We start from the raw sequence: 21,568 nt of genomic DNA, 5'->3' as shown, positions 1-21,568 counted from the left end.
CTTTTCCTATTGTATCAGCGCCTTACTGTAATTGACAAGGATTATGTGATGTTATTACGGATAGAGGGGGAATTTGTATTTTTTTCCGACTTGTAATTTTGCTGGAGAGTTGTTTTGATTTAAGTCCTTGAAGTCCGTAACAACTTTTTCAATAGAAGGGACTTTTTTCTTATTAATTTCTTCTGTAATAGAGAGAACGGTATCGCCTGTTTTTACTTCAATGACTTTATATTTTGCCAGTGATGTATTTTCTTTTTGTTTATTACTTGCAACTTTAGCTGAAGTTTCTTTTGTTTTGGAATATGTATGAAGCAACGGTAACGTGCCAATTGTCATATCGTAGTACAAGACGTAACCGAGAACAAGTAGTAACAAGACACCGCCAAGCCTTTTCATATTTTTCCACTCCTTTGTAGAGAAATATATGCTTGTCCAAAAAAAAAATGCCTTAAAGGCATTTTTTATAGTGAATTTTTTTCTTTTGGTTTTGGCACTTCTTTTATTGTTAAATAAAGAACGATGAGAACAACACCAATGAATATAAATAATGAGAATGGGACATGCACTTTTAATAAGTCCATAATCATAAAGAATATAGTTGGGATTGTATAACTATAGGCAGTTAATGTCCAAACTTGTTTGTAAGATAATTTACGCTCTCCGCTCATTGCAGAGCCTATAAATGCCAATATCGTAACGCCAAGGAATATAATAAATAGTTCGAATAGGTAAATAAATATCCCGACAAAGAATATGGCAAGTGGCGAGATGTTATCAAAGAATGAAACTAATTCTTTGATATCTTTCTTTTCAAAAGTTGTATTTCCTAAATCAGTATATGGGAAGGATTGTGTTTTTTGCTGTGCTGTTGAAATCATTTTATCCTTTAAAATGAATATACCATCACGGTTTGGATAAGCTTTTGTGTCAGTCGCATTTGGATCAAATACAAAGATAAAATTTGTTTCATCTTTTACAATTGGTTTGTTAATGTCTGTGTGAAGCTCACCATTTTCAATTTTAAAATCAGGTATATCTTTTTCGATAGAGCGATCGATTATACTAATGCCTTCTTGAATGAAATCTCCAAATAAAATCGTTTTTGGGACGGTAGCAAGTAGGCAGAGTAACATTATGTAAAGAATCGTCTTACCGATTTTTTGAAAACGAAAGAGTGCCATCTCTTTTGGTGCGTATAGGCTTTTAAATAGTTGTGTAAATATGGACATGCATTCACTTCCTTCTTTAAATATGTTAATTTACAATCTTATTGTAACGTATATTTTTAAGGAATCACAAGATATATCATGTCGCATGTGAAAATACAATTGACACATTTCTTTTTACTATGGTAAATTTATCTTACATTTTTACATAAAATTGAAGTTTAACTAGCTAGAGCATATCGATTCTAACTACGGTGCTGTATATATTGCGGACCCTTAGCTCAGCTGGTTAGAGCAGACGGCTCATAACCGTCCGGTCGTAGGTTCGAGTCCTACAGGGTCCATATCCATTTCGTATATTGATACATAGCGGATAAGCTTCCTTAATAGAAGGGAGCTTTTTTTACGGAATGTATGAGCATTTCGTTTGAAAAGAAATGGGAAATTTGCTACCTTAATGTTAGCGAGGCAATACGCTAAATTTGTTTTCACCCTTATGTAATTAGGGTAAAATGAATTTGTATGCCAAGTCATTATCGGCAATACATACAATGGGAGGAATATAACAATGGCGAAACATGAATTACCAAATTTACCTTATGCGTATGATGCGTTAGAACCTCATTTTGACAAAGAAACAATGAATATCCATCATACAAAACATCATAACACATATGTAACAAACTTAAATGCTGCATTAGAAGGACATGCGGAATTAGCAGAAAAAAGCATCGAAGAGTTAGTTGCAAACTTAAACGAAGTACCAGAAGCAATTCGCACAGCAGTACGTAATAACGGTGGCGGACATGCAAACCACTCTTTATTCTGGACAATCCTTTCTCCAAATGGCGGCGGACAACCAGTAGGTGAACTTGCAAGTGCAATTGAATCGAAATTTGGTAGCTTTGACGCATTTAAAGAAGAGTTTGCAAAAGCAGGCGCAACTCGCTTCGGTTCTGGCTGGGCATGGCTAGTTGTAAACAATGGTGAATTAGAAGTAACAAGCACACCAAACCAAGACACTCCATTAATGGAAGGAAAAACTCCAGTTTTAGGATTAGACGTTTGGGAGCATGCATACTACTTACATTACCAAAACCGTCGTCCTGACTACATCAATGCTTTCTGGAGCGTTGTAGATTGGAATGCAGTTGAAAAACGTTACCAAGACGCAAAATAATAATAGTTATAAAAGCTAGGAGAAATTTCTCCTAGCTTTTTTGTGTGCTCTTTTTTTGGAGAGCTGATTGGCTCACCACAATATTAATGAGAAAAATGTTTACGAATGAAAGTTTCATTTTACACTTTTCTTCTTTACATAATTGTGACCTTCTTTGGAAGACTAGAACATGAAGTAAAGGAGAGTTTATATGAAATGGAAACATTTAGTTGGCGATGTTGAGGTGAATCGTGATTTAGTTTTATTACTCATAATTGGCGGGTTATATACGTTGGCCATTTCGTTATCCAATACGTTTGTAAATATTTATTTGTGGAAACAAACGAAGGATTTTATGAACATTGGCTTTTATAATTTAGCAAGCGTTGTTTTACAGCCGCTGACTTTTCTTGTTGCCGGAAAACTAGCGAAACGAGTAGATCGTACGATTTTACTCCGCATCGGTGTAACAACTTTAGCTGTTTTTTTTATTGTTGTATTGCTGACGGGAACGAATGCTTCGCAGTATATTTTACTTATCGGCGGCTTACTTGGGATAGGATATGGATTTTACTGGCTCGCATTTAATTTGTTAACATTTGAAATTACAGAGCCGGAAACACGTGACTTTTTTAACGGATTTCTCGGACTTCTTACCTCATTTGCAGGCATGATTGGTCCGATTGCATCCGGATTTATCATTTCTCGTATGGAAAAATGGAATGGATATACATTCGTTTTTTTTCTATCTTTAACCTTATTTACTATTGCAGTTGTTGTCAGTTTTTTTCTCACAAAACGTGAATGTGAAGGGCGTTATGAACTCGTAGAAGTAATTAAAGAGAGAAAAGTGAATAAAAACTGGGGAAGAATTACACTTGCTCATTTCTTTCAAGGACTTAGAGAAGGTACATTTATATTTGTTATTTCTGTATACGTGTATATGGCTTCTGGCAGCGAATTAGCGCTTGGGAAATACGGGCTTATAAATTCCGCTGTTTCTTTTATTTGCTATTATTTAGTAGCGCGTGTATTGAAAAAGGAATGGCGAAAAAAAGCTATTTTACTCGGTGGAATTATTTTATATGCAGTTGTATTTTTAGTTGTCTCTCATGTTACGTATACGAAATTACTTATTTATGCAGCTTGTATTGCCGTTGCATATCCAATCCTTCTTGTTCCGTATGGTTCGATGACTTATGATATAATAGGCAGAGCTAAACAAGCAAAGGAGCGGCGAGTAGAATATATTGTTGTTCGTGAACTATGGCTAAACGGAGGAAGAATCTGTTCGGTTTTAAGTTTTTTGTTAGCAGTTTCATTATTTCCGGCTGAAAAAAGCTTGCCGATCTTATTATTAATATTAGGTGCTGGACATTTACTTATCTATTTTGCGATTCGAAATGTCAAATACGATGATAAAAAAGCATGCCATGCAGGGCTTGCGGCTGTACAAACGACGCAAAATACAACAGAAGAAGAAGGTTAACTTCTGTTGTATTTTATGTTAAAATAGTAAAACATATATGACAGTAGCGAGGACACCTGAAGAAGGTGTCCCTTTCCGCTTACATAGCTGTTGGTAGAGGGGGTCCGTATGAGTAAGAAAAAGAAAAAAAAGAAAACCCACGTTCCATTGCGGTTAAACGTGTTGTTTTTCTGTGTGTTTTTACTGTTTTCAACAGTAATTGTTAAATTAGGTATGATACAGATTGTCCATGGTGAAGATTATAAAAATGAAGTAAACCGAAAGGAAAACTTAACGGTAAGTACCCCTGTTCCGCGCGGGAAGATTTTTGACAGATATGGCCGTGCGGTGGTAGATAATACACCACTTCGAACGATTACGTATACAAGAACGAAGGAGTCAAAACGTGAAGAACGTTTAGAGACAGCAAAGCAACTTTCAAAGCTGCTTGATGTACCGACTGATAAATTAACAGAACGAGATAAAAAAGATTTTTGGATTTTGTTAAATGAAGACCGAGCAAAAGCAAAAATTACGAAAAAAGATGAAGCAGATGTTAAAGCGAAAAAAATTGATGATAAACAACTGGCACAACGTCAGCTTGATCGTATTACAGAAGCGGAATTGAATGAATTAACTCCTCAAGATTTAGAAGTGTTAGCAATTAAGAGTAAGATGGAAGGCGGCTATGCAATGACGCCGCAAATTATTAAAAAAGATGTGACACCTGATGAGTATGCTATAGTTAGTGAGAATTTAGCGAAGCTTCCAGGGGTAGACACAACGGTTGATTGGGATCGTCACTATGCTTATGGAGATATGTTCCGCACTGTACTTGGCGGTGTAACAAGTTCCGATGAAGGATTACCGCGAGAGAATATAGACTATTATTTAGTTCGTGATTACAATCGTAATGACCGTGTTGGAAAAAGTTACCTTGAGCAGCAATACGAAGATGTATTGCACGGTACGAAAGCACAAGTGAAAAATATTACGGATCAAAAAGGAAATATTCTTGAGACTGTCTATCTTTCTAAAGGAGAAAGTGGAAAGAGTTTAGCGTTGACCATTGATATGGAGCTGCAAAGGAAAGTTGAACAAATTATTGAAGAAGAAATGAAAGCAGCAAAAGCTTCAGGCTCAGCGGAGCATATGGACCGTGCGTTTGTTGTAATGATGAATCCGAAAAACGGAGAAATCTTATCAATGGCTGGTAAACAGTTTGGGGAAGAAAATGGGCAAAGAGTTATAAACGATTATGCACTTGGTACGATGACGAGTGCATATGAAATGGGTTCGGTTGTAAAAGGGGCCACTCTTTTGACCGGATATCAAACGGAAGCTATTAGACCAGGGCAATATATTGTCGATGAACCACTTAAATTTAAAGGTACGGACGTGAAAAAGTCATGGACAGGATCGGGAATGGGATCAATTAATGACTTAACTGCCCTGCAGCGATCTTCTAACGTATATATGTTTAAAACGGCGATGGAAATTGCTAATGCACCGTATGTGTACAATGGTACATTAAACGTTAAACAAGAGGCTTTTGATACAATGCGTTATAACTTTAGTCAATTGGGTCTTGGAGTACCAACAGGAATAGATTTACCAAATGAAATGGCAGGAGTAAAAGGAAACGCAGTAAGAGAACCTGGTAAGTTACTCGATTTAGCAATCGGACAGTTTGACACGTATACACCGCTGCAATTGGTGCAATATGTATCAACGATTGCTAACGGCGGTTATCGTATGAAACCACAGGTTGTAAAAGAAATTCGCACTCCGACTTCAAAACCTGAAGAGTTAGGAAAAGTAGTAGAGTCGATGGAGCCAACGATTTTAAATCGGGTAGATATGAAAGATGAGTATATTAAACAAGTCCAAGAGGGCTTTAAAATGGTAATGCAAACACCGCAAGGAACAGGATATGGAACAGGTTATCCTAATGGTTTTGCTGGTGCGACATATGATCCTGCAGGAAAAACCGGAACTGCACAGGGTGCTTATGCTGGTCCAAATGCAAAAGAAGTAAGAGCACAGTTAGGTGATAGAGAAGTATATAATTTAACGATGGTTGGATATGCACCGACATCTGATCCAGAAGTTGCCTTCTCTGTTGTTGTTCCGTGGCTTACTGATGATCATAACCCAGTAAGTAAAAGAATTGCACGCCGAATTATGGACGCATATTTTGATTTGAAAAAGCAAGAAGCAAACGGAAATACTGGACCACTAGAAGATACGAAGAAAACAAATAAAGAAGAATAAAAAAGTGTAAGATTGGCACACTATCTGTGAAGATAGTGTGCTTTTTTTTATATATGCCGCATATAGTGATGTTAGAAGTGTACAAGCCTAAGAAACATTCATATACAATGCTTAGTTTAAAAAAGGAGGGAAGCAAATAAATCCATTTTGCTGTTGAGACATATCTGGTATGCAGAAGCAAAAGGGAAATGCACTTGTTTTATCTCTTTGTTTTAGCATTGCGCGAGGCAGGGGAAAGGCCCTGACCGCATCTACGCATGGCTGGGTAGTCTAGCCCATCTAGAAAGAAAAGGGTTTTTATGTCGGTTTTTCAACTTATATTTACAAAACTTTTACAAACTATTAAAACCGCATTAATAGTTCAACATTATTCTTATATATGTACTCCTGTTCGCAGGAGGCTCCTAGGAGGAAATATTACGTGAAACGTAATAGAGCATACACCATGGTTTTTATCCTATCACTGTTTTGTTTATCTGTTCATACGTTACCTGTTTCCGCCGTTAGTATGGTAGGAGAAGTACAAATGGATGGATCTTCTACAATTTTTCCGATTATGGAAGCAGTAGCAGAAGAGTATACGAAGCAAGAACCTCATGTAAAGCTTTCCATCGGTATATCTGGAACGGGAGGCGGATTTCATCGTTTTGGAAAAGGAGAAGTGGATATAACGAATGCTTCTCGCCCAATGAAAAGAGAGGAAGAAAGGCTTGCTAAGAAGCATCATATTACGTATACGCCATTTCAAATTGCTTATGACGGTCTTACACTTATTGTAAATCGGGAGAATACGTGGGCAGACAATCTTACAATAGAAGAATTACAAACGATATGGAGTGAAAGTGAAACGCAAAAAAAATGGTCGCAAATTCATCCGAAATGGCCGCATGAAACGATACAATTTTACGCACCAGGCATCGATTCTGGTACGTACGATTATTTTCAAAGTGTAGTATTGCAACAAAAGCGGATTACAAAAACAGTTACATTATCCGAAGATGACAATGTTTTAATAAGAGGTGTTATGAGTAATAAACACGCAATTGCCTTTGTTGGATATGCTTATTATGCCGCGAATCGTGACAAAGTAAAGGCCGTAAAAATTAATGGTATTTCTCCGGCAAAAGAAACAATACAATCCGGGGCCTATAAGCCGTTGTCTCGTCCGCTTTATGTATATGTAAATAACTCTTCTATTCGTGCGAAAAACAGTGTTGCAAGCTATGTATCTTTTATGATGAAGCATGCTGGAGAGCTTGTAGAAGAGATTGGATATGTGAAGTTGCCGCAATATAAATATAATGAACAGCTGCAAATGTTAACAGAAATGCAAAAATAATGTCAAGATGGAAAGGGGTTTTCATCTTTGGCTCGTAATAAAAAGAGTCATGTTACGATTTCTGTTCAACATTTGATTGAAAGAAATACAGGCAAGCGAAAGAAAGCACAGCGAATCAATCAAATGGTTCCTTTTGTGTTACGAATAATTGCCAGTATCTCTATTGTTACAACGATGGGGATTATTGTAACTTTGGCAAATGAAACATTTATGTTTTTTGAAAGAGTATCAATCGTTTCCTTTTTTACAGGAAAAGAATGGCTTCCTTTTTTTGAAAATCCTAAGTTTGGTATTTTACCGCTTATATATGGAACGGTGCTTGTTACTGTTATTGCCATGATTGTTGCTGTTCCGATTGGATTAGGCTGTGCAGTGTTTTTAAGTGAATATGCTTCTAGTGCGGCAAGAAAGGTGTTAAAACCAGCATTAGAGCTATTGGCAGGGATACCGACAATTGTATACGGTTTTTTTGCTTTAACAGTTGTGACACCTATTTTGCAGCACATCGTTCCAAATTTACAGTTTTTTAACGCGCTTAGTCCGGGAATTGTAATTGGCATTATGATGATTCCAACAATTGCATCTCTTAGTGAAGATGCGATGCGAGCTGTTCCTCATAAAGTGCGAGAAGGTTCTTTTGCGATTGGAGCCACTCGTTTTGAAACGACAAAGCATATTGTATTACCAGCAGCATTTACTGGCATTTTAGCAGCAACTGTACTCGCTGCTTCAAGAGCAGTTGGAGAAACGATGATTGTTGTCATTGCAGGCGGTTCAACGCCGAGTTTATCGTTAAATCCATCGCAGTCCATACAGACGCTAACAGCATATATTGTGCAAGTTAGCTTAGGAGATGCTCCTTATGGAACAATGTCCTATTACAGCATGTACGCTGTCGGAGCGACGCTTTTTATGTTTACGTTGATTATGAATATGGTTGCACAGCGTATTATGCGTCGTTTTAAGGGGGCGACATAATATGCGAATGCTAGATGAGCGAAACATAGAAGAACATATGCCTCCTCGCTTTCGGAAAGATCGTGTATTTAGAACTGTATTTCGCATCGCGATGTTATTTTCACTTTGTATATTAATTTTTTTACTGTACCAAATTTTTCAGCAAGGAATAACATATATTTCATTTGATTTTTTAATCCGTTTTGCATCGCGAAATCCAGAGGAAGCTGGCATTGCAGCCGCTTTATCAGGAACAATTTTATTTATGAGTGTTGTCGCTCCTACTTCCTTTTTATTTGGTGTAGGAACAGCCCTTTATTTAGAATACTATGCAAAACAATCATGGTTTACAAAAATAATTGAGCTCAATATCCAAACGTTGGCAGGAGTGCCATCTGTTGTTTTTGGATTATTAGGATTAACAATGTTTGTATATGGCTTGCAGTTAGGCGAAAGCATATTGGCAGCCTCATTAACGATGAGCCTTCTAGTCTTGCCGACGGTCGTTGTTGCAGCGCAAGAAGCGCTTCGCTCTGTACCAAAAGAGTTGTTAGAAGCCTCTTATGGAGTGGGAGCAACAAAGTGGCAAACAATGTACCATGTTGTGATTAGAGCAGCAATGCCAGGGATTTTAACAGGTTGTATTTTAGCATTATCCCGAGCGATTGGAGAAGCAGCCCCGCTACTCGTCATTGGGGCACTTGCTTTTGCAAACTATGTACCGCTTGATGTAATGGATAGATTTACAGTTTTACCGATTCAAATCTTTAATTGGATGAATAGGCCGCAAGAGGAATTTCAACATGTAGCAGCAGCTGGAATTATTGTGTTACTCGTGCTGCTATTGCTTATCAATACTTTTGCAATATGGCTGCGAAATCGTAAGTAAGAAGGACTGGATGAAAGGGGATCTTCAAAATGGTATCTACAGTAGTAAAAGTTCAGGTGAAAAATGAAGAGAAGGCAGAACCGCTGACAAAAAAGGTTGTATTTGATACGAAAAATTTAAACTTATGGTATGGAGAAGACCATGCATTAAAAGATATTAATTTAAGCATTCACGAAAATGAAGTGACAGCAATTATTGGACCGAGTGGATGCGGAAAATCTACGTATTTAAAAACATTAAATCGTATGGTTGAGCTCGTGCCAATCGTTCGGACAACAGGGGTAATTGAGTATCGCGATCGCAATATTTTTGATAAATCTTATCCTGTTGAAGAACTGCGTACGCATGTTGGAATGGTATTTCAGAAGCCAAACCCATTTCCAAAGTCAATCTATGAAAATGTTGTGTACGGTCCGAAAATTCATGGTATTCGCGATAAGAAAACGTTGGATGAAATTGTTGAGAAAAGTTTACGCGGTGCGGCGATTTGGGATGAATTGAAAGATAGATTACATGATAATGCATACGGACTATCCGGTGGACAGCAGCAGCGTTTATGTATTGCGCGTTGCTTAGCAATTGAACCAGATGTCATTTTAATGGATGAACCAACATCAGCATTAGATCCAATTTCTACATTGAAAGTGGAAGAGTTAATTCAGGAGTTAAAGAAAGATTTCAGTATTGTGATTGTTACGCATAATATGCAACAAGCAGCTCGTATTTCTGATAAAACAGCTTTCTTCTTAAGCGGAGAAGTTGTGGAATATACAGATACAAATAAGTTATTTACAACGCCAACAGATAAACGTACAGAAGATTATATTACAGGGCGTTTCGGTTAAGAGTATTTATTTGAGGTCTTACCTTATACAGAAGTGTGTGTGGAACGAGTGAAGGAGGAAACAACATGGTACGCGAACAATTTCAATATGACTTACAATCATTACAGCAAAAAGTTATTGAACTAGGTGAATTAGCAAAACAGGCTCTTGAGATTGCGATGGAAGGATTGCGTACAAGAGATGTAGAGAAGGCAATTGAGGTAATCGATGGTGATTACCGTATGGATAATTTGGAAGAAGAAATTAATGATTTTGCCTTAATGCTGATTACGAAACAACAGCCAGTTGCTAGTGATTTACGAAGAATTTTTGTTTCGATTAAAACGGCAACAGATTTAGAACGTATTGCAGATCACGCAGTAAATATTGCTAAATCAACCATTCGTCTTGGAGAAAAAGAGGTTTCAGTTTCATTACAAAGCCTTGAAAGTATGTTTAAAATTGCAATAGATATGTTGCAAAATGTGATTCAAGCTTATAGAGAAGAAAACTTAACGTATGCGAAAAAGATTGCTGAGATGGATGATGAAGTTGATGAACTGTATGGAAAAGCAATTCGTGAATTTATTTCTTCCATTCCAAATAAGCCGGAGTCAATTGGGCAAATTACACAACTATCGTTTATTGCCCGTTATATTGAGCGAGTAGCAGATCACGGTACAAATATTGCAGAAAATGTTTTTTATCTTGTAAAAGGGAAGCATTATTTGCTAAATGAATAAAGTTTATTACGAGAGGGATGCAAAAGCATTCCTCTTTTTTAGTCAAAATATGACGAAAAAGTATCATTGTTACTTTCTTGTTGCGGTGATAAGATGGATTATAATGGAATTATAAGAAAACGCTTACTTTTGGGTGAATGGCCCCGCTCAAACGGCTGGTAAAAAGGAAAGTTGAGAAGGAAAGCAACCCATCCGTAAGAGCCCGATTGGTTCAACTAACTTTTCATGAGAAAAACGTTCATGAAAGGAAGTTTCACTTTACCCCGCTCAAACGGTTGGTAAGAAGGAAAGCAACCCATCCGTAAGAGCCCGATTGGTTCAACTAACCTTTCATGAAAAAAAGCGTTCATGAAAGGAAGTTTCACTTTATTCTTCTATACGAAGAGAAAAGAGGGATGTATGGAACCTTTGCGTATTTTAATGTTGGCATGGGAATATCCCCCGATGATGGTAGGTGGTCTTGGAAGGCATGTGTATGAATTATCACGGGCTCTTGCACGTAATGGACATGATGTGCATGTAGTAACGATACATGAAGAGCAATGTACAATATATGAAAAGGTACACGATGTACATGTACATCGTGTTGCAGTTGATTATCGTGAAAAGCACCATTTTTATGAGTGGATTGCTCAGTTAAATAAGTCTATGCTTGCTTATGCACAAGAATTATGTAAAGTTTACACGTTTGATGTGATTCACGCTCATGATTGGCTTGTTGCTATTTGTGCGATGGATTTGCAAAAACAGCAACGGTTGTCTCTCGTCACAACAGTTCATGCAACGGAACGTGGGCGGAATAGCGGGATTTATACATCATTGCAATGGAAGATACATATGCATGAAAAAGAACTAGTAAAAGAATCTAATGTTGTGATTGTTTGTAGTCAGTTTATGAAAGGTGAAGTTGTGCGAGATTTCGAAGTAAATAGTGAAGCCGTTATTGTACATCCTAATGGAATTGACCAATATTTTTTTCATGCGGTTACGCCTTCGCTAGACATCATAAATCATTATAATTTAGCGGATCGATTGGTTGTATTCTCAATTGGCCGTATTGTGAATGAGAAAGGCTTCTATACCGTTATTGAAGCAGCACCGCAGATTACCCAGCGGTACCCCAAAATTTTATTTATTATTGCAGGTCAAGGAACCATGTTAGAGCAGTATCGCGGGGCTGTACAGGGGATGGGACTGCAACATTCCATCCTTTTTCTCGGTCATATTACAGAAGAAGAGCAGCGATCATTTCTTCAAAGGTGTGATGTATTATTAATTCCGAGCTTGTATGAACCTTTTGGGATTGTTGCGTTAGAAGGGATGCTCGCCAAGAGGCCAGTTTTAGTTTCGCGTGTGGGCGGCCTGCAAGAGATTATTGTAGATGGTGTGAATGGGTTTCAAATGCAACCAGGTTGTTCGCGAAGTTTGAGTGAGAAATTAATATGGGTTATAGAACAGCCAGAAATTGCTCAGCGCGTTGCAAATAAAGGATATGAAGATGTTCTTGTTCACTACAATTGGGGTGAAATTGCAAGAACAACCGCACAAACGTACGAAAAAGCAGTTCAACATCATAAATGTGGAGGTTGAATGCCAATGAAGGGGGTTATTTTAGCTGGAGGGAAAGGAGCGCGTTTACGTCCGTTAACATGCAACCTTCCAAAACCCATGTTACCCCTACTACAAAAGCCAGTGATGGAATACAGTATTGAACTATTGAAACAGCATGGTATTAATGAAATTGCTATTACTGTTCAATATATGAGTTCTGTTATTCAAAATTATTTTGGTGATGGTAGTAAATGGGGAGTGAAACTATATTATTTTGAAGATAGCCCCCCTCTTGGTACAGCGGGGAGTGTAAAACAAGCAGAGAAGTTTTTAGATGAGCCATTTGTTGTAATTAGCGGAGATGCGCTAACAGATTTTCAGCTGTCGAAAGGAATTGATTTTCATAATAGTCATAATGGAATCGTTACGATGCTTGTTAAAGAAGTAGTGAATCCATTATCGTATGGATTAGTTGTTACGAATCAGCACCACGAAATTATTAAATATATTGAAAAACCAAGTTGGAATGAAGTTATTTCCAATACAGTAAACACCGGTATTTATATTATGGACCCCGATATTTTTTCTTATATTACACCTCATACGTTTTTTGATTTTAGTCATCATGTATTTCCTTTATTAGAAAACAAAGAAGCAATGTATGGATATGTAGCTGATGGATATTGGCTTGATATTGGAACGTTTACACAATATCGCCAAGCCCAATTTGACTTGCTTACGAAGAAAGTTCATGTACCTATTCCATATACAGAAGTGTTGCCGATGGTGTGGATTGGAGAAGATGTAACGATTGAAAAAGGAACAAAGATACACGGACCTGCTTTTATTGGTGAGGGAACAACGGTACAAACAGGAGTTACTATTGATCCGTATTCTATTATAGGTAACCAAAGCGTAATTTCTGCATATACTCGTCTTCAAAAAAGTATTTTACTCGCTCATACGTATGTAGGAAAGCGATGTGAATTAATTGGAACTACAGTTGGAACCAGTACAATTATTGAAGATGGAGTTACTTTATTTGAAAAGAGTGTTGTGGCTGATCATTGTCGAATTGGTCAAAATGCAGTGATTAAGACGAAAGGGAAAGTATGGCCAGAGAAAGTGGTTGAGAGTAGTGCGATTATTGCTTCATCTGGAATTACAGAACATGAAAATATTTCGTGTTTTTTGCAGAAAAGTCGTATATGCGGCAGAAGTAATTTAGATATTACGCCACAAATTGTCGTAAAATTGGCGATGGCATATGGTTCTTTATTATCAGAAGGAGCCAGGTTGCTGATTGGCAGCAGTATACATGCAGAAGTACAAATGTTTAAACATATTTTTCTGCATGCTGTTCATACAGTGGGTGTGCATACGATGGAATGTCAAGACATTAATGAATCTTGCTTCCGATATGCAACTGGACAAACAAATGTCGTTGGTGGAGTGTTTTTTTATAAGGGTCAAGATGAGAAACTCATTATTCAATTTTATAATGAAGAAGGAATGGCATTAACATATAAACAGCAAAAAGAAATAGAAAGTTTGTATATGGCAGAGTCATTTCGTTATGTCGGTAGTAAAAAAATTGGGAATAACGAGGTCATAGATGTTTGTTCAGAAACGTATATTGAATCTGCTTTGCAATTCATAGATATACCTGTTATAAAAAGACAACGTTTTCATCTGCTTATAAATAATCCGGATGAATTGTTGCGGCCTTTGCTATTCTCTTTTTTACAGGAAATCGGCTGCACAGTAACGTGGGTATATGCCGCAGAGCAAAAAGAACATATAAAGTCATTAATGAAATCGAGCCGAGCAGATATGGCGATTATATTTCAAGAACAAGAAAATACATTTGAATTATATGATACTTACGGAAATATTTATAAAAATACAAATTGCGAAGAAATGGATATTCCGAATTTACTTTTTGAAAAAGATGAGGATTTCTACCCATTATCATTAAAATTAGGAGAATGTTATCTTCTTTTTTATATGCATAATGAAAATAAGAAATTATTTCAAATGAGATGGCAGCAAGATATTTTATTTCGAATTGGTAAATTATTGGAGTTAATCGTTCTGCAAGGGAAAACATTGCCGGCAATGTTAGAACAATATCCACCACTATACTTATTATGTGATGAAGTAGTTTGTTCGTGGAATGAGAAAGGAAAAGTGTTAGGAATGTTGCTGCGGGACCGGGCACAGTTAGAGTTTGAAGTATTGGAAGGAATTAAATTTACACATGCAGAAGAAGAGTGGTCTTATGTTGTTTCAGATGTAAATCAACCAAAATTTCTCGTGTATTCTCATGCAAGAAATCCAGTCATAGCAAAGGAAAATATGAATACACTTATAGAAAAAATTAGACAATATCAAAAGGTGTAGAATTTTTGTTTTAAAAGTGGTATTATGGTATAGTCTGATTTAAGTTATTAGTGACTGGAGGGAAATAAGAATGCGTGTGAATATTACTCTAGCATGTACAGAATGCGGAGATCGTAACTATATCTCTAAGAAAAACAAACGTAACAACGCTGAGCGTCTTGAGCTTAAAAAATATTGCAAGCGTGACAAGAAGTCTACGTTACACCGCGAAACAAAGTAAGCAGTAGGGATATTTTCCTACTGTTTCTTTTGTATATAGGGGGAATTCCAAATGAAAGAAGAGAAAAAAAGATTACGAACAGAAATATTACAGCGTATGAATGCTTTATCAGAAGAACAGTATACGACTTTATCAGAAAAAATTGCAGATTCTCTATATAAACAACGAGAATGGATTGAGGCTAAAACAATTGGGATTACACTTTCTATGGAACGTGAAGTCAATACATATGCAATTATTGAAAAGGCATGGAAAGAGGGAAAAGCAATTGTTGTTCCGAAATGTAATCGTAAAACGAGAACAATGACATTCCGTCAAATTACAAGTTTTGAACAATTAGAAACCGTTTATATGAATTTACGAGAGCCGGCTCCGTCTATGACAGAAGAAGTATTAGCAGAGGATATAGATTTGCTTCTCGTACCAGGTGTTGCCTTTACAAGAAAAGGCGAGCGTGTAGGGTATGGCGGGGGATATTACGATCGTTATCTTGTGAACTATAAAGGGAAAGCGCTATCATTAATCTTTGATTTTCAAATTGTTTCTCATATCCCAGTGGAACCATTTGATAAAACTGTACAGAAAATTATTACAGAAAAAGAAACGTTTTCTATTTTGTAACTTATATAGACAAATTAGAAATTGACGATTCTTTTTTGTGTTGATTATAATAAATTATGTGAACGTTTTCTTAATATATTTTTATAGTAAGTAGACATTTAGAGGGTGAAAAAATGAAAACGATTTATGATATTCAGCAATTATTAAAGCGATTTGGAACGATTATTTATACAGGAAATCGTGTTGCAGATTTACAATTAATGGGCGATGAGCTTCGTGAATTATATAAATCACAGCTTATTGAACCGACAGAGTATCAGATGGCTTTATTTTTATTAAAGCAAGAAATTCAAAAAACGACATAAAAACAACTCTCATACAAAAGCAATCTGACTTGTGTCATACGAGAACAGAGAGAGAAAATGAGTGCAGATTATTTTAGTTATTTTTATGTTGTAAATCGAAATGAATTTATACAGTAAAACTTCTATTAGCAAACAGCTGGAGAAATAGAGGAAAGAAGGAGAACAACATGGAAGAGAAATGGTTGGTTGGTGTTGATCTTGGTGGAACAACAATTAAATTAGCATTCATTAATATCTATGGTGAGTTTATACATAAATGGGAAATCCCAACGAATACAAGTGAACAAGGAAAATATATTACACTTGATATTGCGAAAGCAATTGATAAAAAGTTACAAGAACTAGGTGAGCCAAAAAGCAAGCTAGCTGGAATTGGGATGGGGGCTCCGGGTCCTGTTCATGTCGCTTCTGGACTAATTTATGAAGCAGTAAACTTAGGATGGAAAAACTATCCGCTTAAAGATTTATTAGAAGTAGAAACTGGTTTGCCAGTTGTTGTTGATAATGATGCGAATATTGCAGCACTTGGAGAGATGTGGAAAGGTGCTGGAGAAGGTTCAAAAGATATCGTTTGTATGACGCTTGGAACGGGTGTTGGTGGCGGTGTTATCATAAACGGTGAGGTCGTCCATGGTGTAAGCGGAGCAGGCGGTGAAATTGGTCATATTACAGTTGTAACGGAAAATGGTTTTGCTTGTAACTGCGGAAAATCAGGATGCTTAGAAACCGTTTCTTCTGCAACTGGTATTGTCCGGGTTGCAATGCAAAAAATGCAGGAAACAGATGAAGCTAGTGTACTACGTTCGCTGTTAGAACAAGAAGGGCATATTACATCTAAAGATGTATTTGAGGCACTTGCAAAAGGTGATGCATTAGCAAAAAAAGTAGTTGAAAAGGTTGCTTCGTATTTAGGATTAGCGGTAGCAAATTTAGCTAGCACATTAAATCCAGAGAAAATTGTAATTGGCGGTGGTGTATCAAAAGCAGGTGATGCATTGCTACAACCAATTCAACACTATTTTGAACAATATGCATTTTCACGCGCTGTTAAAAGTACAAAACTAGCAATTGCGACACTTGGTAATGATGCGGGAGTAATTGGTGGTGCGTGGCTTGTGAAAAAGTATATTTGTGAAGCAAAGTAAAATGAATGAGAAGATAAGCGGGAAAAGAAAAAGGAAGGGGCGCCCTTCCTTTTTTCATATGCTAGAAATCGTGATGTATGTAGAGATTGTAAACAATTGTTTAATGTGTTGGTGGATAGCCATTGTTTAGTACTGTCATGACTGTAAACCATCCAAAAACAAGTACAGTTGCAACGGAAAAACCTCCAGCAAGAAGGTTCTTGTCTCGCAACGTTTTAAGAGAAGAGTATACAGCTAACAGAGTAACTAACGCAAAAATAATAACAAGACCCATACATATCCCCTCTACTCTCTTATTTTGTTTGAGTTTTTGCAATATTTTTTCAATTTAATTGTACATGTTTTCAATAGGGTTGTCGAGGTTTCGTTTCTTATGGACAGAAAATGTTGTATCATAAAGTGAAGCTTCTATCGATGGAGGGCTCATTCCTGGCCGATAGAAAGCCCTTATGAATCGGGTATATGCTTCCCCTTTATATTCTCTTTACATTTTGAGACAGGGGTTTACAGCAGTACAAAAGTGAGTGTAATGACTGGAGGAGATTGAGGATGAATTGGATTCAAATGCCATTAGGACCATTGCAAACTAATGCATATATTTTAAGTAATGATCAAAAAGAATGTATTATTTTTGATCCAGGCAGTGAAGGAGAAAAACTTGTAAGTTACATAAAACAACAACAATTAAAGCCATTGGCTATTTTATTAACACATGCACATTTCGATCATATCGGTGCAGTAGATGATGTACGCACTGCGTTTCAAATTCCAGTGTATGTTCATCAAGAGGAAGCGGATTGGTTAGGAGATGCTACTGTTAACGGTTCACAAATTTTTATGATGAATCGTAGTATTACGGTAAAACCTGCGGATCATATCATTGAGGAAGAAGGAACATTGACAATTGGTTCGTTTACGTTTGATATATTTGAAACACCGGGACATTCACCAGGAAGTATTTCATACTATTGCAAAGAAGCGAACGCTGTATTCTCAGGTGATGTTTTATTTCAAATGAGCATTGGCCGCACTGATTTACCTGGAGGTAGCTTCCAAGAATTAATCATGAGTATTGAAGAAAAGTTATTTGTACTACATGATGATACAACTGTGTTATGTGGGCATGGTCCAGAAACAACAATCGGTTTTGAAAAAGAAAATAATCCATTTCTACAATAAGGAGAATAGGGATGAAGCACGTTCTAAAACAAGCGATGGAAAAGGAAGAAGATCGGTCTATTTCTTATAGTACATATATGAGCCTTGCATTGTATGATGTAACCAATGGTTATTATATGAAAGAACGTGAAAAAATTGGCAGACAAGGAGATTTCTTTACAAGTAGCAATGTGTCTTCTGTTTACGCAAAAACATTTGCTCATTTTTTTATTCGGCTTGTAAACGAAGGAGTTGTTGCACCACATATATGTGAAATTGGTGGTGGAACGGGGAAATTTGCATCTGATGTATTGCAAGAATGGCAAACGATATCACCTGATACGTTTGGAAACTTGCAGTATTCTCTTATAGAAGTGAGTCCGTTTCATAGAAGGTTGCAAAAGCAACAACTTCTTTCTTTTGCAAATGTTTCACAATATGCATCCCATCAGGAATTAGGCGCCTCTTTTAATGGAATTGTTTTTTCTAATGAGTTGTTTGATGCGTTTCCTGTAGAAGTAATTGAGAAGCGAGAAGATATGTTATATGAAGTACGAGTAAAGTATAACAGTGGAGATGAACTTGTCGAAGTATTGCGTCCGTTAGATAATGAGCACATTGTAAATTATCTGAAAAGACACCAAATCGAGCTGTATGAAGGACAACGATTTGAAGTGCCGTTACAAATGAATGTTTATGTAGAGCAGCTAACAAGTTGGCTAGAAGAAGGCATACTTATAACTGTCGATTACGGCTATACAAATGAAGAATGGATGCACCCGGCTCGTCGTGAAGGAAGTTTGCGAAGTTATTATGAGCATCAACTGATTCGTAATCCTCTTCAACTTCCAGGAGAGATGGATATAACAACTCATATTCATTGGGATGCATTAAAGGTTGTTTGCGAAGAACAAGGTTTACAAACAGTATGGCATACGAAACAAAGAGAATTTTTGCTTGCTGCAGGAATTTTAGAACAACTTGTTAATCATGAAGATCGAAATCCATTTTCTGGTAATCGAAAGGAAAACCGTGCAATTCGTTCTATGATTTTACAAGGTGGAATGAGTGATGCTTTTGATGTTGTCATTCAGAAAAAGGGATTGCCGCATTTCAATTTAGATCATTATTTGCATATCTTTTCATAAAGTGAAACTTCCGTCAGTGGGGGGCTTCATCCCCCACTGACGGAAAGTTCTCACCAATCGGGCTTTTACGGGCAGTTATCCCCCACCTATCTTCTCGCTCTCTCTGAATCTTGAGGTGGGGGTCTTACTGCTCGTTAATGCGGGATAAAACGAGGCGCAGTATAAAATACTGCGCCTCGTTCCATAGGTAAATACGACATTTTGTTTAGGATTATGTAGTATGTATATATTTTACCTCATGATATATATTTATATTAAAGATATGAGATAAAAGATACATAGTACGCCTTTTGTTTAATTGAATACACCTAACCTAGTAAAACGCGAACTAGTTGAATAATTGTTTCGTTTTCTACTTTGTAGTAAATTTCCAATCCTTTTCTTTCGCTTGAAACAATTTTAGCGCTTTTTAACTTCGCTAAATGCTGAGAAATTGTAGATTGTGGCATGTTTAAGCCCGTATACATTGTAGAAACGTTACTTGGTCCTCGCTCAATCAATCCTTTTACAATACATAAACGCACTGGATGAGCAAGTACTTTTAATAATTCTGCATTGTTTTCATATAATTCTAATTCCTGTTGAAAGGTTTCTAACATTTTCTCTCCACCTCCATGTGTGCTGTTATACCAATACTATACATAACAAAATTTTAAACCAAAGAAAATAGTTTTTGCAAAAAAAATGCTCTAAAGTAAAGAAATTGTAAGAAAAGAGACTGTGATGTAACTAATTTGGATAAATCTAGATATTTTTCCATTAGGATAAAACAGTACTTACCGATTTTAATAACTAATATCTTTGTTCTCAATTAAAAACATTTCCATTTATATTACAATCTTACCATATTTTATTTTTCTTTCAACAATAGAAATGAAAAAATTTTTCGATAATTTAAAAGGAATTATATATATTAATCTAGAAATTAAGAGGGATAGAAAGAAGGGATAGTCATGAGAATAGAATTTTTAGGAACAGGCGGTGCCACACCAACTCCAAGACCAGGGAGTTATAGCAAAGTAAGTAAAGAGGCGAGAGAAAAAGGGGTGCCATATAGTAGAATGGGACCGAGTGTTTTTATTCACGATCTTAGTCTATTAATTGATACGCCGGAGGAAATACGCTTGCAATTAGAGCGATCTCAAATATTGAAAGTAGAAGCCGGAATTTACTCTCATTGGCATCCAGATCACACAATGGGACGAAGAATTTGGGAAACGATGGCGTTTGAAACGAATAGAGCTTGGGGTACAGCGGTATATGTACCAGAGCAAGTAGCAGAGGATATGAAAACATTTTTAGGATTGTGGGACCATCTGCAATTTATGCAGCAGCAAGGATGGATTGATGTAATCGTATTGCGAGATGGGCAATCTTTTGTGAAAAATAAAGTAACCGTTACGCCATTTCGTTTACATGAACAATATATGTATGCATTTTTATTAGAAGAAAAAGAAAAGAGAGTACTTATTGCGATGGATGAATTATATAAATGGGAACCGCCTGCTCATTTGATTGGTAATTTAGATGTAGCTATTTTACCAATGGGAGTTGTTGAGTTTGATTGGAAGACGAAAGAGCAAATACGAGACCGTGCTTTTATTGAACGCATACGCGAGGCGACGTTTGAAGATACCCTAGAAGTAGCGAAACAATTACAAGCAAAACATACAATTATTACGCACATTGAAGAAATAGACAACCTTGGATATGACGAATTGAAAGAAATTGAAGCTGAATTACGAGCGGAAGGTATGAATATTACGTTTGCTTACGATACGTTGAAAATCGATGTGTAGAGGTGCAAAATACATGGCTACATCAAAAGGAAATCTCTATGAAAACACAGCTGGATTTTATGATTTAGAAGAGAGACAGGATCATAGAGAAGTATCATTTTATCTCAAAAGAGCTTCTAAATTATCAGGTGATATTTTAGAGATTGCTTGTGGAACAGGGAGAATTACTTTGCCATTAGTTCAAGCTGGTTTTTCGGTATGGGGAATTGATTTGTCCGAAGATATGAAATTATCCGTTTAATAGAAAAGCTAGATGAATTTTCTTCATCTAGCTTTTCTATTAAAGAGAAGTATGTGTTTTTGAGTCTATAATTATTTTTCAAAAGATCAATACTTATCATTTGAATTTTCCCACATATAAGTCGCTGCTATGCAGACTAAAGAATGACCTGCTTAACT

General features: G+C 36.6%; 22 protein-coding genes and 1 tRNA gene. 19 read left to right on the top strand and 4 right to left on the bottom strand.

Going from position 1 to position 21,568, the window contains the following annotated elements; genetic code table 11:
- Nucleotides 1–54: 54 nt before the first annotated feature.
- Together Q9306_RS01460 and Q9306_RS01455 are read right to left on the bottom strand one after the other, a co-directional pair.
- The gene (locus Q9306_RS01460; RefSeq protein ID WP_306194535.1) at nucleotides 55–396 is read right to left on the bottom strand and encodes a hypothetical protein; all 342 of its coding nucleotides are present in this window, start codon (nucleotides 394–396) and stop codon (nucleotides 55–57) included.
- A gap of 65 nt (nucleotides 397–461) precedes the next feature.
- A complete protein-coding gene (locus Q9306_RS01455) occupies nucleotides 462–1,229 on the bottom strand; it encodes a DUF1189 domain-containing protein (RefSeq protein ID WP_306194533.1) in 768 nt (255 codons plus the stop codon).
- 207 nt (nucleotides 1,230–1,436) lie between these two features.
- On the opposite strand from Q9306_RS01455, the gene Q9306_RS01450 reads away from it, so the two are divergent.
- From Q9306_RS01450 to Q9306_RS01380, 15 genes are all read left to right on the top strand, one after another.
- Nucleotides 1,437–1,510, top strand: a tRNA-Ile gene (locus Q9306_RS01450).
- A gap of 224 nt (nucleotides 1,511–1,734) precedes the next feature.
- Nucleotides 1,735–2,346 carry a superoxide dismutase [Mn] gene (gene sodA, locus Q9306_RS01445; protein ID WP_306194531.1) on the top strand — a complete coding sequence of 204 codons (612 nt, stop codon included), beginning with the start codon at nucleotides 1,735–1,737 and terminating at the stop codon, nucleotides 2,344–2,346.
- A gap of 190 nt (nucleotides 2,347–2,536) precedes the next feature.
- A complete protein-coding gene (locus tag Q9306_RS01440) occupies nucleotides 2,537–3,814 on the top strand; it encodes an MFS transporter (protein ID WP_306194529.1) in 1,278 nt (425 codons plus the stop codon).
- A 108-nt stretch (nucleotides 3,815–3,922) separates the two neighbouring features.
- A complete protein-coding gene (locus tag Q9306_RS01435) occupies nucleotides 3,923–6,067 on the top strand; it encodes a peptidoglycan D,D-transpeptidase FtsI family protein (protein ID WP_306194527.1) in 2,145 nt (714 codons plus the stop codon).
- A gap of 421 nt (nucleotides 6,068–6,488) precedes the next feature.
- Nucleotides 6,489–7,406: a PstS family phosphate ABC transporter substrate-binding protein gene (locus Q9306_RS01430; protein ID WP_371932289.1), complete on the top strand. Its 918-nt coding sequence runs from the start codon at nucleotides 6,489–6,491 to the stop codon at nucleotides 7,404–7,406.
- 27 nt (nucleotides 7,407–7,433) lie between these two features.
- Nucleotides 7,434–8,384 carry a phosphate ABC transporter permease subunit PstC gene (gene pstC, locus Q9306_RS01425; RefSeq protein ID WP_306194525.1) on the top strand — a complete coding sequence of 317 codons (951 nt, stop codon included), beginning with the start codon at nucleotides 7,434–7,436 and terminating at the stop codon, nucleotides 8,382–8,384.
- Between the two features lies 1 nt (nucleotide 8,385).
- Nucleotides 8,386–9,252, top strand: coding sequence for a phosphate ABC transporter permease PstA (pstA, locus tag Q9306_RS01420; RefSeq protein ID WP_306194523.1), 867 nt, complete (start codon nucleotides 8,386–8,388; stop codon nucleotides 9,250–9,252).
- A gap of 29 nt (nucleotides 9,253–9,281) precedes the next feature.
- The gene (gene pstB, locus Q9306_RS01415) at nucleotides 9,282–10,097 is read left to right on the top strand and encodes a phosphate ABC transporter ATP-binding protein (RefSeq protein WP_098914911.1); all 816 of its coding nucleotides are present in this window, start codon (nucleotides 9,282–9,284) and stop codon (nucleotides 10,095–10,097) included.
- Nucleotides 10,098–10,162: 65 nt separating this feature from the next.
- Nucleotides 10,163–10,819 (top strand): phosphate signaling complex protein PhoU, encoded by a 657-nt coding sequence (gene phoU, locus Q9306_RS01410; RefSeq protein WP_306194520.1) that lies wholly within the window; start codon nucleotides 10,163–10,165, stop codon nucleotides 10,817–10,819.
- Nucleotides 10,820–11,218: 399 nt separating this feature from the next.
- Nucleotides 11,219–12,409, top strand: a complete 1,191-nt coding sequence (locus tag Q9306_RS01405) for a glycosyltransferase family 4 protein (protein WP_306194517.1) — start codon at nucleotides 11,219–11,221, stop codon at nucleotides 12,407–12,409.
- A 6-nt stretch (nucleotides 12,410–12,415) separates the two neighbouring features.
- Complete coding sequence (locus Q9306_RS01400; RefSeq protein WP_306194515.1) at nucleotides 12,416–14,773, top strand: sugar phosphate nucleotidyltransferase; 2,358 nt, start codon at nucleotides 12,416–12,418, stop codon at nucleotides 14,771–14,773.
- 70 nt (nucleotides 14,774–14,843) lie between these two features.
- On the top strand, nucleotides 14,844–14,993 hold the full coding sequence (gene rpmG, locus Q9306_RS01395) for a 50S ribosomal protein L33 (RefSeq protein ID WP_012095458.1): 150 nt from the start codon (nucleotides 14,844–14,846) through the stop codon (nucleotides 14,991–14,993).
- 51 nt (nucleotides 14,994–15,044) lie between these two features.
- Nucleotides 15,045–15,614 (top strand): 5-formyltetrahydrofolate cyclo-ligase, encoded by a 570-nt coding sequence (locus tag Q9306_RS01390; protein ID WP_306194497.1) that lies wholly within the window; start codon nucleotides 15,045–15,047, stop codon nucleotides 15,612–15,614.
- A 113-nt stretch (nucleotides 15,615–15,727) separates the two neighbouring features.
- Nucleotides 15,728–15,919, top strand: coding sequence for a YqgQ family protein (locus tag Q9306_RS01385; protein WP_306194495.1), 192 nt, complete (start codon nucleotides 15,728–15,730; stop codon nucleotides 15,917–15,919).
- A 167-nt stretch (nucleotides 15,920–16,086) separates the two neighbouring features.
- Nucleotides 16,087–17,064, top strand: coding sequence for an ROK family glucokinase (locus Q9306_RS01380; protein WP_306194492.1), 978 nt, complete (start codon nucleotides 16,087–16,089; stop codon nucleotides 17,062–17,064).
- Between the two features lie 100 nt (nucleotides 17,065–17,164).
- Here the strand turns inward: Q9306_RS01380 and Q9306_RS01375 are convergent, their stop codons facing one another.
- Entirely contained in the window at nucleotides 17,165–17,338 is a 174-nt protein-coding gene (locus Q9306_RS01375) for a DUF2759 domain-containing protein (protein WP_020062636.1), read from the bottom strand.
- A gap of 275 nt (nucleotides 17,339–17,613) precedes the next feature.
- On the opposite strand from Q9306_RS01375, the gene Q9306_RS01370 reads away from it, so the two are divergent.
- Both Q9306_RS01370 and Q9306_RS01365 read left to right on the top strand, forming a co-directional pair.
- Nucleotides 17,614–18,243 (top strand): MBL fold metallo-hydrolase, encoded by a 630-nt coding sequence (locus tag Q9306_RS01370; protein WP_306194489.1) that lies wholly within the window; start codon nucleotides 17,614–17,616, stop codon nucleotides 18,241–18,243.
- Between the two features lie 5 nt (nucleotides 18,244–18,248).
- A complete protein-coding gene (locus Q9306_RS01365) occupies nucleotides 18,249–19,370 on the top strand; it encodes a class I SAM-dependent methyltransferase (RefSeq protein ID WP_306194642.1) in 1,122 nt (373 codons plus the stop codon).
- 308 nt (nucleotides 19,371–19,678) lie between these two features.
- On the opposite strand, the gene Q9306_RS01360 is transcribed toward Q9306_RS01365, so the two are convergent.
- The gene (locus tag Q9306_RS01360) at nucleotides 19,679–19,969 is read right to left on the bottom strand and encodes an ArsR/SmtB family transcription factor (RefSeq protein ID WP_020062633.1); all 291 of its coding nucleotides are present in this window, start codon (nucleotides 19,967–19,969) and stop codon (nucleotides 19,679–19,681) included.
- Nucleotides 19,970–20,323: 354 nt separating this feature from the next.
- On the opposite strand from Q9306_RS01360, the gene Q9306_RS01355 reads away from it, so the two are divergent.
- Together Q9306_RS01355 and Q9306_RS01350 are read left to right on the top strand one after the other, a co-directional pair.
- The gene (locus Q9306_RS01355; protein WP_306194485.1) at nucleotides 20,324–21,169 is read left to right on the top strand and encodes an MBL fold metallo-hydrolase; all 846 of its coding nucleotides are present in this window, start codon (nucleotides 20,324–20,326) and stop codon (nucleotides 21,167–21,169) included.
- A 13-nt stretch (nucleotides 21,170–21,182) separates the two neighbouring features.
- Nucleotides 21,183–21,410 (top strand): class I SAM-dependent methyltransferase, encoded by a 228-nt coding sequence (locus Q9306_RS01350; RefSeq protein WP_306194483.1) that lies wholly within the window; start codon nucleotides 21,183–21,185, stop codon nucleotides 21,408–21,410.
- Nucleotides 21,411–21,568 lie beyond the last annotated feature (158 nt).

It is taken from the genome of Bacillus multifaciens, assembly GCF_030756675.1.
Classification (GTDB): Bacteria; Bacillota; Bacilli; order Bacillales; family Bacillaceae_G; genus Bacillus_A; species Bacillus_A multifaciens.
Note: the sequence above shows the minus strand (reverse complement) of the source record. Positions and strands in the feature narration are given on the sequence as shown.

Coding starts and splice junctions, on each gene's coding strand:
- Q9306_RS01460 (WP_306194535.1), bottom strand. CDS start 396: ATGAAAAGGCTTGGCGGTGTCTTGTTACTACTTGTTCTCGGTTACGTC.
- Q9306_RS01455 (WP_306194533.1), bottom strand. CDS start 1,229: ATGTCCATATTTACACAACTATTTAAAAGCCTATACGCACCAAAAGAG.
- sodA (WP_306194531.1), top strand. CDS start 1,735: ATGGCGAAACATGAATTACCAAATTTACCTTATGCGTATGATGCGTTA.
- Q9306_RS01440 (WP_306194529.1), top strand. CDS start 2,537: ATGAAATGGAAACATTTAGTTGGCGATGTTGAGGTGAATCGTGATTTA.
- Q9306_RS01435 (WP_306194527.1), top strand. CDS start 3,923: ATGAGTAAGAAAAAGAAAAAAAAGAAAACCCACGTTCCATTGCGGTTA.
- pstA (WP_306194523.1), top strand. CDS start 8,386: ATGCGAATGCTAGATGAGCGAAACATAGAAGAACATATGCCTCCTCGC.
- pstB (WP_098914911.1), top strand. CDS start 9,282: ATGGTATCTACAGTAGTAAAAGTTCAGGTGAAAAATGAAGAGAAGGCA.
- phoU (WP_306194520.1), top strand. CDS start 10,163: ATGGTACGCGAACAATTTCAATATGACTTACAATCATTACAGCAAAAA.
- Q9306_RS01405 (WP_306194517.1), top strand. CDS start 11,219: ATGGAACCTTTGCGTATTTTAATGTTGGCATGGGAATATCCCCCGATG.
- Q9306_RS01400 (WP_306194515.1), top strand. CDS start 12,416: ATGAAGGGGGTTATTTTAGCTGGAGGGAAAGGAGCGCGTTTACGTCCG.
- rpmG (WP_012095458.1), top strand. CDS start 14,844: ATGCGTGTGAATATTACTCTAGCATGTACAGAATGCGGAGATCGTAAC.
- Q9306_RS01390 (WP_306194497.1), top strand. CDS start 15,045: ATGAAAGAAGAGAAAAAAAGATTACGAACAGAAATATTACAGCGTATG.
- Q9306_RS01385 (WP_306194495.1), top strand. CDS start 15,728: ATGAAAACGATTTATGATATTCAGCAATTATTAAAGCGATTTGGAACG.
- Q9306_RS01380 (WP_306194492.1), top strand. CDS start 16,087: ATGGAAGAGAAATGGTTGGTTGGTGTTGATCTTGGTGGAACAACAATT.
- Q9306_RS01375 (WP_020062636.1), bottom strand. CDS start 17,338: ATGGGTCTTGTTATTATTTTTGCGTTAGTTACTCTGTTAGCTGTATAC.
- Q9306_RS01370 (WP_306194489.1), top strand. CDS start 17,614: ATGAATTGGATTCAAATGCCATTAGGACCATTGCAAACTAATGCATAT.
- Q9306_RS01360 (WP_020062633.1), bottom strand. CDS start 19,969: ATGTTAGAAACCTTTCAACAGGAATTAGAATTATATGAAAACAATGCA.
- Q9306_RS01355 (WP_306194485.1), top strand. CDS start 20,324: ATGAGAATAGAATTTTTAGGAACAGGCGGTGCCACACCAACTCCAAGA.
- Q9306_RS01350 (WP_306194483.1), top strand. CDS start 21,183: ATGGCTACATCAAAAGGAAATCTCTATGAAAACACAGCTGGATTTTAT.